Source organism: Sodalis sp. RH14, from assembly GCF_047324285.1.
GTDB lineage: Bacteria > Pseudomonadota > Gammaproteobacteria > Enterobacterales > Enterobacteriaceae > Acerihabitans.
On record NZ_CP178739.1, the window covers coordinates 3,621,033 to 3,639,264 of the forward strand.

Annotated in this window: 15 protein-coding genes; 8 read left to right on the forward strand and 7 right to left on the reverse strand. The window is 63.0% G+C overall.

The features are described from left to right. Positions 1-122 precede the first annotated feature (122 nt). The 5 genes from ACL2XQ_RS16480 to ACL2XQ_RS16500 form a co-directional block, all read right to left on the reverse strand. Positions 123-1,199 carry an ABC transporter ATP-binding protein gene (locus tag ACL2XQ_RS16480; protein ID WP_410014448.1) on the reverse strand — a complete coding sequence of 359 codons (1,077 nt, stop codon included), beginning with the start codon at positions 1,197-1,199 and terminating at the stop codon, positions 123-125. Beyond that, on the reverse strand, positions 1,192-2,961 hold the full coding sequence (locus ACL2XQ_RS16485; RefSeq protein WP_413739460.1) for an ABC transporter permease: 1,770 nt from the start codon (positions 2,959-2,961) through the stop codon (positions 1,192-1,194). The genes ACL2XQ_RS16480 and ACL2XQ_RS16485 overlap by 8 nt, the downstream gene beginning before the upstream one ends. Before the next feature lie 19 nt (positions 2,962-2,980). Further along, complete coding sequence (locus ACL2XQ_RS16490; RefSeq protein ID WP_410016781.1) at positions 2,981-4,048, reverse strand: ABC transporter substrate-binding protein; 1,068 nt, start codon at positions 4,046-4,048, stop codon at positions 2,981-2,983. Between the two features lie 248 nt (positions 4,049-4,296). Next, the gene (locus tag ACL2XQ_RS16495) at positions 4,297-5,082 is read right to left on the reverse strand and encodes an SDR family oxidoreductase (RefSeq protein WP_413739461.1); all 786 of its coding nucleotides are present in this window, start codon (positions 5,080-5,082) and stop codon (positions 4,297-4,299) included. 1,236 nt (positions 5,083-6,318) lie between these two features. Then, on the reverse strand, positions 6,319-7,227 hold the full coding sequence (locus tag ACL2XQ_RS16500) for a GntR family transcriptional regulator (RefSeq protein WP_410014445.1): 909 nt from the start codon (positions 7,225-7,227) through the stop codon (positions 6,319-6,321). 191 nt (positions 7,228-7,418) lie between these two features. On the opposite strand from ACL2XQ_RS16500, the gene ACL2XQ_RS16505 reads away from it, so the two are divergent. The 7 genes from ACL2XQ_RS16505 (at position 7,419) to ACL2XQ_RS16535 (ending at position 14,469) form a co-directional block, all read left to right on the forward strand. Beyond that, on the forward strand, positions 7,419-8,234 hold the full coding sequence (locus ACL2XQ_RS16505) for an ABC transporter substrate-binding protein (protein WP_410014444.1): 816 nt from the start codon (positions 7,419-7,421) through the stop codon (positions 8,232-8,234). A 45-nt stretch (positions 8,235-8,279) separates the two neighbouring features. Further along, complete coding sequence (locus tag ACL2XQ_RS16510; RefSeq protein ID WP_410014443.1) at positions 8,280-8,999, forward strand: amino acid ABC transporter permease; 720 nt, start codon at positions 8,280-8,282, stop codon at positions 8,997-8,999. A gap of 10 nt (positions 9,000-9,009) precedes the next feature. Next, positions 9,010-9,753, forward strand: a complete 744-nt coding sequence (locus tag ACL2XQ_RS16515; protein WP_413740527.1) for an amino acid ABC transporter ATP-binding protein — start codon at positions 9,010-9,012, stop codon at positions 9,751-9,753. A 59-nt stretch (positions 9,754-9,812) separates the two neighbouring features. Beyond that, complete coding sequence (locus ACL2XQ_RS16520) at positions 9,813-10,976, forward strand: M20 family metallopeptidase (RefSeq protein ID WP_410014442.1); 1,164 nt, start codon at positions 9,813-9,815, stop codon at positions 10,974-10,976. Between the two features lie 9 nt (positions 10,977-10,985). After that, on the forward strand, positions 10,986-12,182 hold the full coding sequence (locus ACL2XQ_RS16525; RefSeq protein WP_413739462.1) for a mandelate racemase/muconate lactonizing enzyme family protein: 1,197 nt from the start codon (positions 10,986-10,988) through the stop codon (positions 12,180-12,182). Next, positions 12,179-13,381 carry a M24 family metallopeptidase gene (locus tag ACL2XQ_RS16530; protein WP_410014440.1) on the forward strand — a complete coding sequence of 401 codons (1,203 nt, stop codon included), beginning with the start codon at positions 12,179-12,181 and terminating at the stop codon, positions 13,379-13,381. Before ACL2XQ_RS16525 ends, ACL2XQ_RS16530 begins: the two co-directional genes overlap by 4 nt. 164 nt (positions 13,382-13,545) lie before the next feature. After that, positions 13,546-14,469, forward strand: coding sequence for a dihydrodipicolinate synthase family protein (locus ACL2XQ_RS16535; protein ID WP_410014439.1), 924 nt, complete (start codon positions 13,546-13,548; stop codon positions 14,467-14,469). Here ACL2XQ_RS16535 and ACL2XQ_RS16540 read toward each other — a convergent pair. After that, entirely contained in the window at positions 14,464-15,777 is a 1,314-nt protein-coding gene (locus ACL2XQ_RS16540; RefSeq protein WP_413739463.1) for a glutamine amidotransferase-related protein, read from the reverse strand. The genes ACL2XQ_RS16535 and ACL2XQ_RS16540 overlap by 6 nt on opposite strands. Positions 15,778-15,906: 129 nt before the next feature. Between ACL2XQ_RS16540 and ACL2XQ_RS16545 the strand changes: the two genes are divergently transcribed. Continuing rightward, on the forward strand, positions 15,907-17,115 hold the full coding sequence (locus ACL2XQ_RS16545) for an aminotransferase class I/II-fold pyridoxal phosphate-dependent enzyme (RefSeq protein WP_410016779.1): 1,209 nt from the start codon (positions 15,907-15,909) through the stop codon (positions 17,113-17,115). Positions 17,116-17,200: 85 nt separating this feature from the next. On the opposite strand, the gene ACL2XQ_RS16550 is transcribed toward ACL2XQ_RS16545, so the two are convergent. Next, on the reverse strand, positions 17,201-18,133 hold the full coding sequence (locus ACL2XQ_RS16550) for a sugar-binding transcriptional regulator (protein WP_410014437.1): 933 nt from the start codon (positions 18,131-18,133) through the stop codon (positions 17,201-17,203). Positions 18,134-18,232 lie beyond the last annotated feature (99 nt).

Below are 18,232 nucleotides of genomic sequence, written 5' to 3' on the forward strand. Positions count from 1 at the left end.
CGCCGGGTCAATGGCCTGCGGAGGGTGGTAACGAAAAAGGCCAGCGGGAACGCTGGCGGGCGATATTGACGTGACAGGGTGTCACTTTTTAATCCGGCCCGGGGTCGGCCGGCGTTCAACGTCTATAAAGGAAAGATCCAGACCTGCCCGGCGGGCAATGACAGCCGGCACAGCCCGTCGCGCGCGGCGGTATCGCCATAGGCGCGCACCGGTATGCCCTCGGCGGCGGTGCGGAACAGGTATTCCCAGCGGTTGCCAAGGTACATGCGGGTCAGCAGCGGCAGTGAAAGCGTATTATCCCCGGCATCGGCGGCCCCGTCGGCAAAGCGTACCTGTTCCACCCGGATAACGGCCGCCGCCTCCTGCCCGACCGCCAGCCCCGCGCCGGCGCCGCCCCACAGCGACCAGTCCTGGCCGTCGATGCGCGCCCGCCCCTCGCGCAGTTCCATCACGCGGCCGTTCAGGCGGTTGTTGCTGCCCATAAACTCGGCGGTAAACAGGGTCGCCGGCGCGCCGTACATTTCCTGCGGGGTGCCCTGCTGCTCTATCCTGCCGTTATTGAGCAATAAAATCCGGTCTGAAATGGCCATCGCCTCGTGCTGGTCATGGGTGACCATCAGCGCCGACAGGCCGAGCCGGATAATCAGCTCGCGCAGGAACACCCGCGCCTCCTCGCGCAGTTTGGCGTCCAGGTTGGAGAGCGGTTCGTCGAGCAGGATAATGGGCGGGTTATAGACCAGCGCCCGGCCGATGGCCACCCGCTGTTGCTGTCCGCCCGAGAGCTGGTGGGGGTGGCGTTGGCCCAGATGCCCCAGGCCCAGCTGATCGAGTACCGCCTGCACGCGGCGGGTCAGCTCCGCGGACGGCACCTTACGCAGTTTAAGGGGGTAAGCGACGTTGTCGAATACCGTTTTGTGCGGCCAGAGCGCGTAGGACTGGAATACCAGCCCCAGGTTGCGTTCCTCCGCCGGCAGCTCGACGCCGGCGGCGCCGTCGTACAGCAGGGTATCGCCGATGGCGATGCGGCCCTCGGTGGGTTTTTCCAGCCCGGCCACCGCCCGCAGCAGGGTGGTCTTGCCGCTGCCTGAAGGCCCCAGCAGCGACACCACCTCCCCCTGCGCCAGCTGCATCGATACCCCGCGCAAAACCGAATTATCGCCGTACTTCAGGTGCAGGTTCTCCACCGACAGCTCAATCATACATTTTCACTCCAAAACGTAAGGCGACGCCCAGTCCGAGCACGACAATCAAAATATTGATAAACGACAGCGCCGCCACGATGTCGATGGCCCCCGCCGCCCACAACGACACCAGCATCGAACCGATGGTTTCGGTGCCGGGGGAGAGCAGGTATACGCCGGTGGAATATTCACGCTCGAAGATCAGGAACATCAGCAGCCAGGAGCCGATCAGGCCGTGGCGGGATAACGGAATGGTGACATGGCGGGTGACCTGGCCCTGGCTCGCGCCGGTGCTGCGCGCGGCTTCTTCCAGCTCCGGCCCCACCTGCAGCAGCGTCGAGGAGATCAGCCGCAGCCCGTACGCCATCCAAACCACCGTGTATGCCAGCCATACGCTGAAAATGGTGTTGCGCAAGGATCGCAGCCAGACGATAAAATGCTCGCGCAGCCCGTCGGCAAACGGCAGCGCCGACAATAATCCGTCTTTCAGGGAGCGATCCAGCCACATGGGAATAAACAGGAACACCCATAAAAACGCCAGCCCCGCGAGCAGGCCGGGCACGGCCCTGGGCACCAGCACGCTGTAATCCATAAAACGGGTGACGCCGTCCGGTTTGCGATGCAGCGCCAGGCCGATAAACAGATAACACATTACCGCGATGGCGCCGCCAATCACGCCGATGCTGATGGAATTGACAATGGCGCGCATCAGATTGGTCTGCCCGAGGATGAGGCGGAATGTCTTGAGCGACAGCTGCGCCCAAATATCCACCCCCACCCCCCAGTTGGTGATAAACGCGCGCAGCATGACGCCCGCCAGCGGTACGCCGATGGTGACCGTCAGCCACGCCACCACCACCACGCCCGCCACCCAGCGCCATTTACCCAACGGCAGCAGCCTGGCCTGCGCGGCTTTGCCTTTGACGGTGACAAAGCGGTTCGCGGTGCGCATCAGCCGCCGCTGCAGCATGACCAGGGGCACGGTGAGGCAAATCAGCACTACCGCCACCGCCGCCATCAGATGATAGGACGGCGTGCCGAGCTTATTGGTCAGTTGGAACAGATAGGTGGCCAGCACCAGGTTGCCTTCGGGATCGCCGAGCACCAGCATCAGGCCGAACACTTCCAGCCCGAGGAAAAACAGCAGCACGCAGGCGTAGAGGATCGCCGGGCGCACCATCGGCAGGCTGACCGAGAGCATCACCTGCAGCGGGGTGGCGCCCACCGTGCGCGCCGCCTCCTCCACATCCGATCCCACGCTCCTGAGCGCCGAGGAAATGTACAGATAGGCGTGCGGCACGTGGGTCAGACCGGCAATGACCACGATGCTGCTCATGGCGTAGATATCCCACGGAATAAAGCCCACCAGGCTTTGCGCCCAGAGCGAGAAAAAGCCTACCGGCCCCGCCGCCACCACGTATCCGAACGCCAGCACCATCGGCGAGACAAACACCGGCACCAGGATCAGCGGCTCGATAAACCGGCGGCCCGGCAGGTCGGTCCTGATCATCAGGAACGCCAGGATGCCGCCGAGCGGGATGGCGATGGCCACCAGGCCGAAGGCCAGGATAAAGCCGTTGCGCAGGGCTTTATAGAAGTCGGGATCGGTGAAGATAAAGCGGAACGCCCCCAGGCTGAACACCTTTGAGGGTGAAAAGAACGGGGCGGACAGGAAGCTTTGGATAATGATAAATGACAGCGGTACATAGATAACCAGCGCGGTTAACAGCACGACCACGCCTCTCGGCAAACGCCGCCAGGTAGTGCGCAATGTCTTCATAATGATCCCTGACGGCCGGTTATTTGTTCACCGCGGCGCGGAATTGTTTGATGAACTCCAGCCGTTTATTTTGTTCCAGGTATTCCAGCAGGGTTTCATCTACCGGGATCGGCTTGAGCGCGCCGCCCAATTTTTTGGTCATGCCGTCAAGATCGTTGTCGCCGGCGATATCATTGCGCAGCGAGGTAATATCGGCCTTATTGGCCAGTACGTCCTGCCCTTGCGGCGACAGGACATAATCCAGCCAGAGTTTGGCGGCATTTTTATTTTGCGCCTCGCTGCTGATGAACATGACCCGCGAGAGCACCAGGATATAGTCGTTGGGATAAGAAACGCCCATGGAGGGGTCGGTCTTGATGCGGGCGTCGGCATAGGATCCGAGGATGTTATAGCCGATCAGGTTTTCCCCGGAGGAGACCCGTTCCAGCATGGTGCCGGTGGACGACTGTACCGACAATCCTCCTTTGGCCGTCTGGGCCAGGGTGTCGAAGTAATGCGGGTCGGCCTTCATATCCTGTACCGACAGCATGAATCCGAGGGCGGATTTTTCGATGTCGTAGGTGGTGACCTTGTTTTTGAATCGATCCGGCTGGCTTTGGATTAATTTGGCCAGCGCGGCATGGGACGCGGGAACTTCATTGGCCGCAATCAGCCGTTTGTTGTAGATAAATACCAGCGGTTCGAAGGTGGTACCATAGGCCTTTTCCTTCCATACCGACCATTTGGGCAGGTTTTTCACTTCCGGCGAGGCGTATTGCAGCGCATAGTCGGTGGCCAGTTTGAGCGCGGTATCCATGGACGAGCTCCAGATAACGTCGCCGCTGTTGCCGCCCGCCGCCTGCTCGCTGATATACCGGTTATACAGTTCGGTGCTGTTCATATCGTTATATTCCACTTTTATTCCGGGATACGCCGCCTCGAATCCCTGGATCAGGGGCCCCGCGGCCTGGGTATCGGTTGTGGAATAGATAACAACCTTGCCTTCCTTTTTCGCGCCGTCCACCACTTGCTGGTAGCCGGCCGGGTAGCCCGCCGGCAGCGCCAGTGCCGGGGCGGCTGCGCCCAGTAAAACAGCCATACCGACCATAGGAATACTGAATTTCGTCGACATGCGTTATGTCCCATAACAATTATTGTAAGAAAAATTAACATATAGTTAAAGAATCCACCGGCGCAATAGCGCCTTTTCGTTATCTTCTTAATTTGTGAGTAGGCGCATATAAAAAAATTGCGCGGCGGTGAGGGGGGACTGCACCATTTTGAGGCGCGCCGGCGGGGCGTAGATCGCGGACGGAGGAGACCGCCGGCCAGGTGCGGGCCGGCGGGAAGCGTGGCTTAGAGGGCGGGGATCATGCCGCCGTCGACGCGGATTACGCCGCCGGTCATATAAGAGGCCTGGCGGCTGGCGAGGAATGCCGCCACCGCGCCGTATTCTTCGGGTTTGCCGTAGCGACCGGCCGGGATCGTCGCCGCGCTTTTAGCCGCTATCTGTTCGACGCTGAGGTCTTCCCGTGCGGCGCGGGCGGCGTCCAGCTGCCCTACCCGTCGGGTGGCGATGCGGCCCGGCACCATGACGTTTACCGTGATGCCGTCGCGGGCCACTTCAGCGGCGAGGGTTTTCGACCAGCCGGCCAGCGCGAGGCGTAGGGTGTTGGAGATGCCGAGATTGGCAATGGGCGCCACGATGCCGGACGAGGTGCTGGTGATAATGCGGCCCCAGCCCGCCGCGCGCATGTCCGGCAACACTTTGTCGGTCAGCAGGATGAGCGATCCGACCATGGCGGAAAACTGGGCGTTCCAGAGTTCCGGCGCCACGCCCGCGGCCCCGCTGGGCTGTGGGCCGCCGGAGTTATTGACCAGGATGGCTACCGGCCCGAGGGCGGCGCGGATATCGGCCAGGACGGCGTCAAAGGCGTCCTGGCGGGTGAGATCCAGTGTCCAGGCGCGGGCGCTGCCGCCCTGCGCGTTAATCAGCGCCACGGTTTCATCAAGCGTGTTTTGCGTGCGTCCGCAGACCGCCACCTTGGCGCCTTCCGCCGCCAATGCCAGCGCGATGGCGCGCCCGAGGCCGCCGCCCGCGCCGCTGACCAGCGCTACGCGCCCCTGAATGCCAAAATCCATTACCGACTCCTGTTTGATTGAAATAATGATTTAACAGCGGTGTATTCCGCCTGGTGTTAGCGCAATGTTGGCGTGCCATGGGGCGCTTGGTCGGGCGGGAATACCACGCCCGATTCGACCCCATTGGCACGGTCTCCCTTGAACACGTCTGCTTTGAGCCCGGTGTTGGCGGGCTTACCATGCCATGGGGCTCGGTTTGGCGGGAATACCACGCCCGATTCGACCCCATTGGCACGCTCTCCCTTGAACACGTCTGCTTTGAGCCCGGTGTTGGCGGGCCTACCGTGCCATGGGGTGCTCGGTCGGGCGGGAACACCACGCCCGATTCGACCCCATTGGCACGCTCTCCCTTGAACACGTCTGCTTTGAACCCGGTGTTGGCGGGCCTACCGTGCCATGGGGCTCGGTTTGGCGGGAACACCACGCCCGATTCGACCCCATTGGCACGGTCTCCCTTGAACACGTCTGCTTTGAGCCCTGCGTTGGCGGGCTTACCATGCCATGGGGCTCGGTTTGGCGGGAATACCACGCCCGATTCGGCCCCATTGGCACGCTCTCCCTTGAACACGTCTGCTTTGAGCCCGGTGTTGGCGGGCCTACCGTGCCATGGGGTGCTCGGTCGGGCGGGAACACCACGCCCGATTCGACCCCATTGGCACGCTCTCCCTTGAACACGTCTGCTTTGAGCCCGGTGTTGGCGGGCTTACCATGTCATGGGGCTCGGTTTGGCGGGAATACCACGCCTGATTCGACCCCATTGGCACGCTCTCCCTTGAACACGTCTGCTTTGAGCCCGGTGTTGGCGGGCCTACCGTGCCATGGGGTGCTCGGTCGGGCGGGAACACCACGCCCGATTCGACCCCATTGGCACGCTCTCCCTTGAACACGTCTGCTTTGAGCCCGCTGTTGGCGGGCCTACCATGCCATGGGACGCTCGGTCGGGCGGGAACACCACGCCCGATTCGACCCCATTGGCACGCTCTCCCTTGAACACGTCTGCTTTGAGCCCGGTGTTGGCAGGCCTACCGTGCCATGGGGCTCGGTTTGGCGGGAACACCACGCCCGATTCGACCCCATTGGCACGCTCTCCCTTGAACACGTCTGCTTTGAGCCCGGTGTTGGCGGGCCTACCGTGCCATGGGGCTCGGTTTGGCGGGAACACCACGCCCGATTCGACCCCATTGGCACGCTCTCCCTTGAACACGTCTGCTTTGAGCCCGGTGTTGGCGGGCCGCCTTAATCCGGCTTACTGCTTTTACTGACCTTGGTGCGTCCGTTTTCGTAGGCGGATTGCAGATGACGGCGCATGATTTCCGCGGCTTCGGCCATGTGTCCTTCCAGGACGGCGTCGATGATCGCCACATGTTCGCCGCACCATTCGCGCACCCGCTGCTTATTGGTATAGCTGCCAAATTCCAGCAGACGACGCAGACGGTTCTGCTGTACGATGGCCTGCAGGATAAAAATATTGCCGCTTAATTCCGCCAGCGTTTCATGGAAGCTGGCGTCGGTGTCGAAAATCTGCCGCCCGTCGACGCTTAAGATATCCGGGTGTGAAATCAGGAACATATGCTGCTGGCGCAGGCGCCTGAGCGTGTTTTTATCCGCCTGGAAGCCGGGGGACAGCAGCGCGCCCGGCTCAATCATCAGCCGGAACCGGTAACCGTTGCTGAACGCCACGTCGGTATTGAGCGTCGGCAGGAACGACCAGCCGTGGCCTTTATTGCGCGCAATCAGTCCGTCCTCGGACAAGCGCAGCAGCGTGCGCGCCAGGACATTGCGATCGACGTCATAGCGCTGCGAGATCTCGGTTTGGGTCAGGGATTCCGGCAGTTTGCCGGCGATACGGTCCCGGACCAGCTGTTCATACAGGTCTTGATCGCTGCTGGCGGGTACATCAATGCTGATGCGCTGGATTTCATCATAGGGCTTAACCAGGAAAAATCCCTGGTTGCGCCGCGTTTCGATGATGCCCAGTTCGCACAGCAGTTTCATGGCCGCGCGCACCGGGGTGCGGGAGACGCCCGCCATATCCGCCAGTTGCTGTTCGCGCAGGTGATGCCCCGGCTCGAATTTCGCCTCGCGTATCAGATCCAGGATTTGATTTGCCAGTCGCCGTCCGCTGGCCGTCGCCGTTTGAGTCATGGAGTGCCGCATCCAAAAAGTATTTGTTGCATACTATTATACAATAACCCATTAAACAATAACACCTTCAAATAGCGTGCAAGCCCTTATATAGTGCAGAATGTGCACCAAAAAAGAGCCTTGACAACCCCTTTCAATTGTATTTAATGATACACAAAGAGCAATTACGCTCATCACCCCCGGAGCCTGACATGTCTAAAAACCTGTTTTTGCGTCGCTATGCCGTCGTTACCCTGGCCGCGTTATGTCTGGGCGCCCCCCTGATGAGCCAGGCGGCGCCTGAGCTGGTCAGTAAGGGCGAGCTGACCTATGGCACCGCCGCCACCTTTATGCCGTTTGAATACATGAAGGACGGCAAGCTGACCGGCTTTGATATCGACCTGATCAACGCCCTGTCGGCCAAGCTGGCGTTGAAACCGCAGCCGATGTCCATGGAGTTCAAGGGATTGATCCCGGCATTGCAGGGTAAGCGTCTGGATATCATCAACTCGGCGATGTATATCAACCCGGTGCGTTCCGAGCAGGTGGAATTTGTGCCTTACCTGAAAATCGGCAGCCGGGTGGTGGTCGCCAAGGGCAATCCGGAGAAGATTACCGGCCGCGACCTGTCGCTGTGCGGCAAGAGCATCGCCGTGACCCTCGGCGGCATTGAGGAAAGCCAGGCGCGCGTGAGCAGCAAAGCGTGCCAGGACGGCGGCAAGGCGGCCATTAACGTCATGACCTTCCCGGCGGCCACCGACTCGGCGGTGGCGGTGGCGCAAAAGCGGGCCGATGCTGAATTTCTTTCCACCCCGGGCGCCGTGGCGCTGCTGAGCGAAAAAGGCGATACCTTCGAAACCACCGGCGATGAATTCGAGGCCGATACCCATATCGGCATTGCGCTGCGCAAAGGCGACGCGCAGATGAAAACCCTGATTGAAACCGGCCTGAAAGAACTTGTTGCCGACGGCACCTACCAGAAATTGATCGCGAAATGGCAGTTCCCGGCGTCGGTGGCTATTTTTTGATCATCACCACGTTTTCCGACCGGTCCCGGCGTTTAAGGAAAGTCCATGTCCCTTGATCTTGTTTGGCAGTACCTGCTCTCCCCGGCGTTCTTCCAGGGCGCGTTAATGACCCTGCTGTTGACGGTGTGCTCGTTGTTTTTCGGCATCATCATGGGATTGGTGCTGGCCCTGTTACAGGAATCCCGGTTACGTATCTGCACGGGGCTGGCCTTCTTTTATCTCTGGCTGTTTCGCGGCACGCCGGTGCTGTTCCAAATCATTTTTGTCTATAACGTCCTGCCCGGTTTCGGCGTGCGGTTCTCGGCGTTTACCTGCGCGATCCTGGCGCTGTCGCTGAACGAGGGCGCGTATATGGCCGAAATCCTGCGCTCCGGATTGCAGGCGGTACGCAGCGGACAGCGCACCGCGGGCATGGCGCTGGGCATGACCGGCGGGCAGATCATGCGCAAGATCGTGCTGCCGCAGGCGGCGCGGATTGTGTTGCCGCCGATGGGCAACCAGATGATCAGCATGCTCAAGTCCAGCGCCCTGGTCTCGGTGATTGCGGTGCAGGAACTGCTTCTTATCGCCAACCAGACCGCCAGCGCCAGCTTCCGCTATTTCGAGGCCCTGTGCGCCGCCGGTATCTATTATCTGGTGCTGACCACCCTCTTTATGTTGGGCCAGGCCTGGCTGGAGCGTTACCTCGACCCGAAAAAACGCAGAAAGCCGGCGTTGTCATTCACCGAACGCCTGCTGCGCGGCAGTACCGGCACGACACACTGAGGGAAAAATGATGAAAAGCACAAAACCGGTTCTGGAGATCATCGGCGTCGATAAACATTTCGGCGCGCAGCATGTGCTGAAAAACTGTTCGCTTAACGTGGCCGAGGGCGACACCGTGGTGCTGATAGGCCCCTCCGGCTCGGGCAAATCCACCCTGCTGCGCTGCGTCAACCTGCTGGAACCCATCGAAGGCGGCGCCATTTTTTTCCGCAACCAGGATATTACCCATGCCGATATCAAGCCGCACCGGCTGCGCCAGGACATCGGCATGGTGTTTCAAAGCTATGAGCTGTTTTCCCATCTCACCGCCGCGGAAAACATTATGCTCGCGCCGATGACGGTGCGCGGCGTCAGCCGCGCCGAGGCCCAGGCCCAGGCGCTGGAACTGCTGGGCAAGGTGCGCATACCGGACAAGGCCGACGCGTTTCCCGACGAGCTGTCCGGCGGCCAGCAGCAGCGGGTGGCCATTGCCCGCGCCCTGGCGATGAAACCCAAGCTGATGCTGTTCGACGAGCCGACCTCGGCGCTGGATCCGGAAATGATCCGCGAGGTGCTCGACGTCATGGCCGATCTGAGCGCCGAGGGCATGACCAGTATCGTGGTCACCCACGAGATGGGGTTTGCCCGGCGCGCCGCCAACCATATCGTTTTTATGGAAAACGGCGAAATCATTGAAAACGCCCCGAGCGGGAAGTTTTTCGGCGGCGATGTGAGCGAGCGGGCGCAGCGCTTCCTCGACCAGATATTGCACTGATAGTTAGTGCCAATCATGCATGCCCTCGTCAGGGCGTTTATTCACCTCAGGAGATGTCGATGAGTCTTTCATCGCCCGATATCGGCAGGATGAAACGCGATCTTGCCGCGCTGGTCGCAATCAATACCGAAAACCCGCCGGGGCGCGAGCGCGAAGCGGCGGAACATATCAGCCGGCTGCTGGCCGATGCCGGTTTTGACCTGACGCTTAGCGAATACCTCCCTGGCCGCACCAATGTCATTGCGCGCCTGGAAAATGGCGCCGGTCCCTGCTTCGCCTTTAACACCCATATCGATGTGGTGCCGGCGGGCGACGGCTGGAGCCAGGATCCGTTTACGCTTACCGAGCGCGACGGCAAATTGTATGGCCGCGGCTCCTGCGACGCCAAAGGGCCGCTGGTGGCGATGCTTGAGGCGATGCGCATGCTGGCGGCGCATCGCGACGGCTGGCGCGGCACCCTGATGGGGATTTTCGTCGCCGACGAGGAGGTGGCCAGCGAAGGCGCCAAATTCTACGTGCGCGAGGCGCCGGCGAAAATCGACTACGCGGTGATTGGCGAACCGACCTCTAACAGCACTTATTCCGCCCATAAAGGCAGCCTGCGTCCGCTGGTGCGGGTGCACGGCGTTACCGCGCACTCCGGCACGCCGGAGCTGGGCGAAAACGCCATCTTCCGCGCGGCGCAGCTGCTGGGTCTGGTGGAACATGCCCACGAACACAGCGTGCGCTGCCATTGCCACCCGCTGGTGGGATCCGCCAGCCTGACGGTGACGCGCATCAACGGCGGCCATGCGGATAACGTGCTGCCGGACAGCTGCGAGCTGCTGCTGGACCGGCGCATGGTGCCGGGGGAAGACGAAGAGCAGGTTAAACAAGAGATCCGCGATCTGCTTACGCTGGCGCGGGAAAAGTTCGGCGTGCGCAGCGACATCGTCACCTTTAAACCGACCACCGGCGGCGCGACGGAAACCGACTCCGGCGATCCCATCGTACTGGCGGGCCTGGATGCCTGTCGCGCCCACGGCAATGCGGAGCCGGGGCCGTTCGGCTTCCAGGGCGGCTGCGATCTGGTGCATTTTCGCAGTCTCGGCACCAAGGGCATCGTTATCGGCCCGGGATCCCTTGCCGACGCGCACAAACCCGATGAGTTCGTGCCCATCGATGAATTTATTGCCGCCAGCGAGATCTATCGCGACGTGGCGCTGGCGATGATGAGCCGCTAAGGAGCCCGGGTGAAAGCCACTTTGTATCGCGCCGCGCTGCGCTACCCGCATCTACGGCTGTATACCGCCTCCTCGGGCAGCGTGGCGGCGCTGGACGAGCTTTACCTGCTGCTGGAGGATCAGGCCTTCCAGGGCCTGGGCGAGGTGCGGGTGAATATCGCCTACCTGAACGGCTACAGCCCGCAGCAGGTGCTGGACGACGTCCTCCGCTGCCTGCGCCGGCTGGATCTTGCCCTGGACCCCGCGCAACTGCTGGCCGGGCTGGATACCTGGGCGGCAGGAATTCTGGCGCCGACGCGCATGCTGCTTGATGTGGCGCTGCATGACCTGCTTGCCCGGCGCCAAGGCATCAGCGTCGCCGGGTTGCTGGCGCGTCCCCGGGACGCGGGCGGCGCCGTGCCGCCATGCGGGGAAACGGCGCGGGAGCGGCACCCCGTGGCCATTGCGCCGGCGCAGGACGGCGCGTCTTCGCCGGTGGTGAGCTATCGCACTAACCAGACGCTGTTCTGGTCCTCGCGCGAGCAAATGCTGCAACAGGCCGAGGCGTATGTGGACCGGGGTTTCACCGAGTTGAAACTGCGGGTCGGCGTGGCCGGATTTGACCAGGACCTGGACCGCGTCGCCGCCCTGCGCCGCCGTTTTGGCGCCGGGATCAGCCTGGCGGCGGACGCCAACGGCCAGTGGCCGGCGCGCGAGGCCCTGGCGCGCCTGCGGGCCCTGGCCGCCTACGATTTACGTTATATGGAGCAGCCGATTGCCGATGGCGCGGCCGACGACCCGGAACACGGCTACGCGGCGCTGGCCGCCGCCAGCCCGATCCCGCTGATGCTCGACGAAAGCATGAGCAGCGAGGCGGATCTGGCCCGCGTCATCGGCCTGGGCGGCAAGGTTTGGGCGCACCTGAAGCTGGTGAAAATGGGCGGCATCGGCCCGGCCCTTGCCGCCGCGCGGCGGCTTAACGCCGCCGGCGTGCCTTTTATGATAGGCCAAATGAATGAAGGCGCGGCGGCCACCGCCGCCGCGCTGCATGTCGCCTGCGCCTCCCGCCCGGCCTATGCCGAACTGTATGGCGCCGACGGGCTGGGCAACGATCCGGTCGCCGGACTTATCTATCAGCAAGGGCTGGTCTGCAGCCCTTGCGCGTCCGGGTTGGGGGTCGGTTTTGACCCCGCCCGGGCGGAATTCATCCAGGAGTTCTGTAAATGACAAACCCAAGCGCAGTAAACAAGACCCCGTTGCCCGATCTGGGCCGCGTGACGCCGGGCGGCGAATCCGCCTTTGGTGAAGAGGAATACCGCGGACGCGTCGAGCGAGCGCGCGCCCTGCTCACCCAGGCCGGGCTGGACGTCATGGTCATCACCGGTCCGGAAAATATTTTCTATCTCACCGGCCAGCAGACGCCGGGATATTACACCTTTCAGGCCCTGGTGCTGCCGGTGGAGGGCGATCCGGTATTCGTTATCCGCCAGTTGGAATATTTTAACTTTATTTCCAACACCTTTATCCGCGACGCCGCCATTTATACCGACGGCGATAATCCGGTGAATTTTCTGCTGGGCGTGCTGAAGGACCGCGGCTGGACCCGGCGCCGCATCGGCATTGATAAACGCGGCTGGTTTCTGCCGATTGCCGTTTACGAAGCGTTGCAAGCCGAGCTGGGCGTTATCCACGACGCGGCGGGCGTGATTGAACAGCTGCGCGCGGTGAAATCCGCCGCCGAGCTGGAAAAAATGGCCCACGCCGCCCGCTATGTCGACGCGGGCATGCTGGCCGGGCGCGCGGCCATCCGGGCCGGCGCCACCGAGAACGACCTGGTCGCCGCCATGATGGGCGCGGCCATCGCCGCCGGATCCGAATATATGGGCATGGAACCGCTGGTCTCCTCCGGCCCGCGTACCGGCGTGCCGCACGGCACCTGGCGCCGGCGCAAAATCCAGGACGGCGATCCTATCTTCCTGGAAATGGCCGCCACCCACGATCGCTATCACGCGGCGCTGATGCGCTCGGCGTGGCTGGGCAAACCGCCCGCCGTGGCGCTGGAAATGGAAAAAACCTGTCAGGAAGCCCTGCAGGCGGCCCTTGACGCCATCCGCCCCGGCGCCACCTGCGAGGCCCCGCATCTCGCCTGCCAGAAAGTGATCGACCGCGCCGGGTATACCGATAACTTTAAAAAACGCACCGGCTATTCCATCGGCGTGTCGTTCGCGCCGGACTGGGGCGAAGGCGCAATCCTCAGTCTTTACAGCGGCATCACCACCGAACTGCAACCGGGCATGACCTTCCATATTCCGCCCGCGCTGAGAATCTACGGTGAATTCACCGTCGGCGTCAGCGAAACCATTGTGGTGACGGAAACCGGCTGCCGGGCCCTCGGGGCGGTGGACCGGCCGTTATACCGGCTTTAGCCGGGCGCTGTATGCGCCCGCCGGCCAGGCAGGCGCCCGCCAAGGCGGCCAGGCCGCGCCGGCAATGCTCCGCCCCGGCGGCGCAACCTCTCCCACGCGCCCGGCCCCATGGCCGGGCTGCGGTATCGGTTCTTCGTTATCAGGTCAGACAGGAAAGCATAGTTATGAAAGACATCAGTGAAAGCCAGGCACGCCTGCGCGGTATTTTTAATATCACCGTTACCCCGTTTACCGCCGACGGCGCATTTGATTTCGCGGGACTGGCGCGCAATATCGAGCGGGTCATCGGGCTGGGCTACGACGGCGTGCTGATCGGCGGCACCTACGGTGAATTCCCGGCGATGAGCGCCGATGAGCGCGCCCGGTTATTTCGCCACGTCATGGACGTGGTGGGCGACCGGGTGCCGGTGATGCTGTGCAGCGCCGGTTCCGACGCGCGCACGGTGCGCGATTTAACGGCGCTTGCCGGCGAACTGGGCGGCCTGCCGATGGTGACGCCGCCGTTTGTCTCCGAAGTGACCGACGCGCAGATCGTGAGTTTTTTTAAACAAATGGCCCCGCTTTCACGCACCGGCATCCTGGTGTATAACGCGCCGGGCATTGGCATCACGCTGCCGCCGGCGGTACTGGAACAGCTGGCGGATATCGGGGGCGTGGTGGGCATTAAGCAAGGCGATCTGAATCCGACCGCCATCGACCAGATCGCCAACCGCCTCTCCGGCCGCCTGCGGCTGTTCTGCGCCTCCGATCTGGCATTCCTCGGGCCGATGATGTGCGGCTTCGACGGCATCAGCAGCACCAACAGCTGCGCGCTGCCGGAAATCATTCTGGCCGCCTATCGCGCGCTTGAGCGCGGCGACGCCGCCACCGCCCGCGATCTGCATAGCCTGTGGTATCCCTACCGCGCCCTGGCCCGCCGCCACGGCCAGCCGCAACTGGTCAAGGCCGCCATGAACCTGCGCGGCTTCGACGGCGGCCATGTGCGCGCGCCGCTTCTCGATCTGGAAGCGGACGTCATCGCCCAGGTGGCGGCCGAACTGGCGCGCCTGGCCGCCGACCCGCGCGCCGGCGTATCGCCGGCGTTATAGCCGCGCCTCCCGCCGCCGCGCCGCCGCGGTTAAAAACGCCATCAGCAGCGGATGCGGCCGGCGGCGGGAAGACGAGAGCTCGGGGTGGCCCTGTACCCCCAGATAAAATACATGGCGGGTAAATTCTATACCGTCGGTAATGGCGCCGCTGGCATCGGTGGCGCTGAGGCGCAGGCCGGCGATGTCCAGATCCCGCTTCAGCGCCGGGTTAAGGTGGAAACGGTGGTTATAGCGCAGGGTTGACCGGTCGCCGAGCAACTGGTGCATACGGCTGCCGGGCTCGCTCACCATCATATGGTCGCCCAGGCGGTGCCGGGGAAGACCGGCCGTTTCCGCCAGCGGAACAAAGGATTTTACCGGCGCCAGGGGATCGGCCTCGGCCAGATTCACCCCGGTGGAGCCCAGCATGCGCTGGGCCACCGCCGTCGCCATGGTTTGCATGCCCAGGCATAAGCCCAGGGTGGGAACAGCGTTATCCAGGGTATAACGCGCCGCGGTTATCTGCCCGGCCACGTTGGCCATGGCGGCGCCGCCGGGCAACAGGACGCCGTGCGCGCGTTTGAGGATATCGCCGCAAGGCTCCTGCGGCGAGGCAAACAGGATATTAAGCCGCAGCGCCAGGGCGTCGGCGGCATCGCCGAGCGCGGCGACGGCGGCGGGATAGGCCTCCAGCTGATCCCGCCGCGCGCCGAGCAAAACGATGGCCAGCGGCGAAGCGGCGGCCCCGGCCAGGCTGTGGGGCGCGGCGACGGGAGCATCCCGCCCAATGCCCGGGCCGGGGTCGACGGCGGGTAACGCCCCGGTCGGGGCCACGCCAGGCACGATCGCGATAGCGTCGTCAGGGGAAGTTTCCCGCCAGCGGCCAAAGCCGTCGCGGCGCCATTGCCCCCAGGCGCTTTCGATGGCGCCGTTGCGGCGAAAAACCAGGCCCTGGGGCGACATATCCACCCGGATCAGCTGATAGTCCACGGCAAGACGGCTTAGGGCCCGCAGCCGGCCGGGCAACTCGGCCAGCTGCGCCGGACCGAGCGGGATCACCCAGTCCCGTCCGGCCGGCAGGGCGGCCAGTTCAGACCAGCGCTTCGGCGTATCTATGGTGTCGCCGCTCAGGCGTTCGTGCCATATCAGTCCGCTGGTGACCAGCGCGCCGGCGGCTATCGCGTGCTGGCAGGCGTCGGGATAGAGGGCGGTATCCCATGCAATGGCCAGGTGCGCCAGCGGCAGGCGCAGCCGACGCGCCAGGATGGCGGCCATGGCCCCATAGAGCGCCGGTTCCGGCGTGTCGTGCGCAACAAAGAGCAATGTCATGGCGATAAGTCCTTAATGGTCGGAACACGGCAAAAAAAGTCTGGGCAATCCGCCTGGAGACGTGATAGCTTAAATTGATTTTATTGTATCACATAATACAATTTTATTATTTCATAGATAGGGGAAATGATGTCAGCTGAATTACTTGCGCCTCGCTTACGCCGGGTGAGACCATCGCCGACCGCGGCGATTTCCGATCAGGTCCGCGCGCTAACCGCCGCCGGCGTGGATGTGATTAACCTCGGTGAAGGCGAGCTCGACTTCGATACACCGGCGCACATCAAACAGGCAGGCATAGATGCGATTGTACAAGGTGAAACAAAATACACAGCCGTTCCCGGCACGGCGGCCCTGAAAAAAGCCATCATCGCCAAATTCAGCCGCGAAAACGGCGTCGACTACGCGCCCCAGGAGGTCATCGCGGGCAGCGGCGCCAAGCAGCTGATCTTCAATGCCCTGCTGGCGACGGTCTCGGCCGGCGACGAAGTGATCATCCCCGCCCCTTATTGGGTATCCTATCCGGATATGGTGGCGCTGGCCGAAGGCGAAGCCCGCATCGTACCCTGCGCCGAGGCCCACGGCTGGAAACTGCGCCCGGCCGATCTCGCCGCCGCCATTACGGCCAGGACCCGCTGGCTGATACTGAACTCCCCCAACAACCCCACCGGCGCGGTCTACTCGCGCGCCGAGCTGAAGGCGCTGGCCGCGGTGCTGCTCGACAATCCGCAGGTGCTGATCATGGCCGATGATATCTACGAGCATATCTGCCATGCGGCGGGCGAATTCGTTACCCTGGCGCAGGTAGAGCCCCGGCTGAAAGATCGGGTGCTGACGGTAAACGGCGTATCGAAAGGCTATTCGATGACCGGCTGGCGGCTGGGCTATGCCGGCGGCCCGGACTGGCTGGTGGCGGCCATGCAGATATTGCAATCGCAAAGCACCTCCAATCCCAGCTCCATTTCACAGGCCGCGACGGTGGCGGCGCTGGAGCAGGGCCTGGGATTTATGGACGCCTGGATGGCGACCCTGGCCAGGCGCCGCGCCGTCATCATGGCCTGCGTCAATGCCATCGACGGCCTGGCGGCGGCGGTACCGCCGGGGGCATTCTATGTGTTCGCCAACTGCGCCGGCATGATCGGCAAAAAAACACCGGCGGGCGCCACCCTCGCCAGCGACAGCGATTTTGCCGCCTATCTCCTGGACGCCGGCCATGTCGCTACCCTGCAAGGCTCGGCCTTCGGCGCGTCGCCTTACCTGCGCATCGCCTACGCCATCGACGATAGCCGCCTGAGCGAGGCCTGCGAACGCATTACCCGCGCGTGCCGCGCCTTACGCTGAAGACACGGCGCGTCGTCCTCCTTGCCAGCGCCCCGTTGCGCCGGGCGCTGGCTTTATCCCCCGTCCCCGTCCCGGCAAAGGCCGGTTAACCCGCCGGCAGCCGGTCCAGTATCGCCTGGGCGGTGTTCACATCGGTCACCAGGGAATTGATCATGCCCGATCGCACCGCGCCGATAATGCCGGCGGCCTTTTCCGGCGTGGCGGCCACGCCGATGGTCAGCGGCGTGCGCCTGAGCTGTTCCGGCGAGGCGGCGATCATGCGCGCCTCCCCTTCCCAGTGCAGCACCTCGCCGGTCTCGGTCACGTAATGGCGCAGCACGTCGCCGGCGGCCCGGCTCAGCGTCTTTTCATCGGCGATGGCGGTGGTGGATTCGCCGGGTTTGGGCGCATGGGTCAGACCGATGCCGACAATCGCCACATCCAGCCGATCCCATAACGAAATAATATCCTGCACGCTGCGATCGGCGAGAAACGCGTCGCGCAGTTCGGCGGACGATATATAGGGCGCATGCAGGAAATAGGGCTTGCCTTCCATTTGCTCGGCGGCGCGCCGGACGAACTCCGTAATCTGGAAATGGGGGGCGGCCTGCTGCATACCGCCGTTCAGCGCCACGGTCAGGATGCCCGGCAACCGCGGCATGCCCGTCAGTGTCACCTCCCGCACCGCCCTGCCCCAGCCGATGCCCAGCACCGATCCGGCGCCCAGCCCCGCCTGTTCCAGCAGCGACGCCAGCGGCGCGGCCAGCGAGCCCAGGACGTTGGCCGGCGGCGCGTCGACGACAAAGGCCTTTTTTAATCCCAGGCGCTTAATCAGGTCCGCCGTCATATTCTCGGGCGAAGAGAGCGCCACCACCTCGATACGCACGATGCCGGCGGCGCGCGCCTTGTTCAGCAGCCGTGAAATGGTGGCGGTGGAGACATCGAACTTGCGCGCAATTTCCACCTGGGGCATGTCGGACTCGTAATGCAGCTTCGCCACCATATGCATCATGGCGCGAGTAGCTGCAAGATCTTGCAAAATTGGCTCTTTCAGCTTGAAATTCCTTTCTGTAATGTATTACACTCATCTCTGTCGATGGGGAATTATTGCGCAATATGCGGGAAATTGCAATCGTTC

Bases quoted from the DNA above. Each gene is read 5' to 3' on its own strand.
- ACL2XQ_RS16505 (WP_410014444.1), top strand. From the start codon at position 7,419: ATGTCTAAAAACCTGTTTTTGCGTCGCTATGCCGTCGTTACCCTGGCC.
- ACL2XQ_RS16515 (WP_413740527.1), top strand. From the start codon at position 9,010: ATGAAAAGCACAAAACCGGTTCTGGAGATCATCGGCGTCGATAAACAT.
- ACL2XQ_RS16545 (WP_410016779.1), top strand. From the start codon at position 15,907: ATGTCAGCTGAATTACTTGCGCCTCGCTTACGCCGGGTGAGACCATCG.
- ACL2XQ_RS16540 (WP_413739463.1), bottom strand. From the start codon at position 15,777: ATGACATTGCTCTTTGTTGCGCACGACACGCCGGAACCGGCGCTCTAT.
- ACL2XQ_RS16500 (WP_410014445.1), bottom strand. From the start codon at position 7,227: ATGACTCAAACGGCGACGGCCAGCGGACGGCGACTGGCAAATCAAATC.
- ACL2XQ_RS16495 (WP_413739461.1), bottom strand. From the start codon at position 5,082: ATGGATTTTGGCATTCAGGGGCGCGTAGCGCTGGTCAGCGGCGCGGGC.
- ACL2XQ_RS16535 (WP_410014439.1), top strand. From the start codon at position 13,546: ATGAAAGACATCAGTGAAAGCCAGGCACGCCTGCGCGGTATTTTTAAT.
- ACL2XQ_RS16510 (WP_410014443.1), top strand. From the start codon at position 8,280: ATGTCCCTTGATCTTGTTTGGCAGTACCTGCTCTCCCCGGCGTTCTTC.
- ACL2XQ_RS16520 (WP_410014442.1), top strand. From the start codon at position 9,813: ATGAGTCTTTCATCGCCCGATATCGGCAGGATGAAACGCGATCTTGCC.
- ACL2XQ_RS16485 (WP_413739460.1), bottom strand. From the start codon at position 2,961: ATGAAGACATTGCGCACTACCTGGCGGCGTTTGCCGAGAGGCGTGGTC.
- ACL2XQ_RS16490 (WP_410016781.1), bottom strand. From the start codon at position 4,048: ATGGTCGGTATGGCTGTTTTACTGGGCGCAGCCGCCCCGGCACTGGCG.
- ACL2XQ_RS16480 (WP_410014448.1), bottom strand. From the start codon at position 1,199: ATGATTGAGCTGTCGGTGGAGAACCTGCACCTGAAGTACGGCGATAAT.
- ACL2XQ_RS16530 (WP_410014440.1), top strand. From the start codon at position 12,179: ATGACAAACCCAAGCGCAGTAAACAAGACCCCGTTGCCCGATCTGGGC.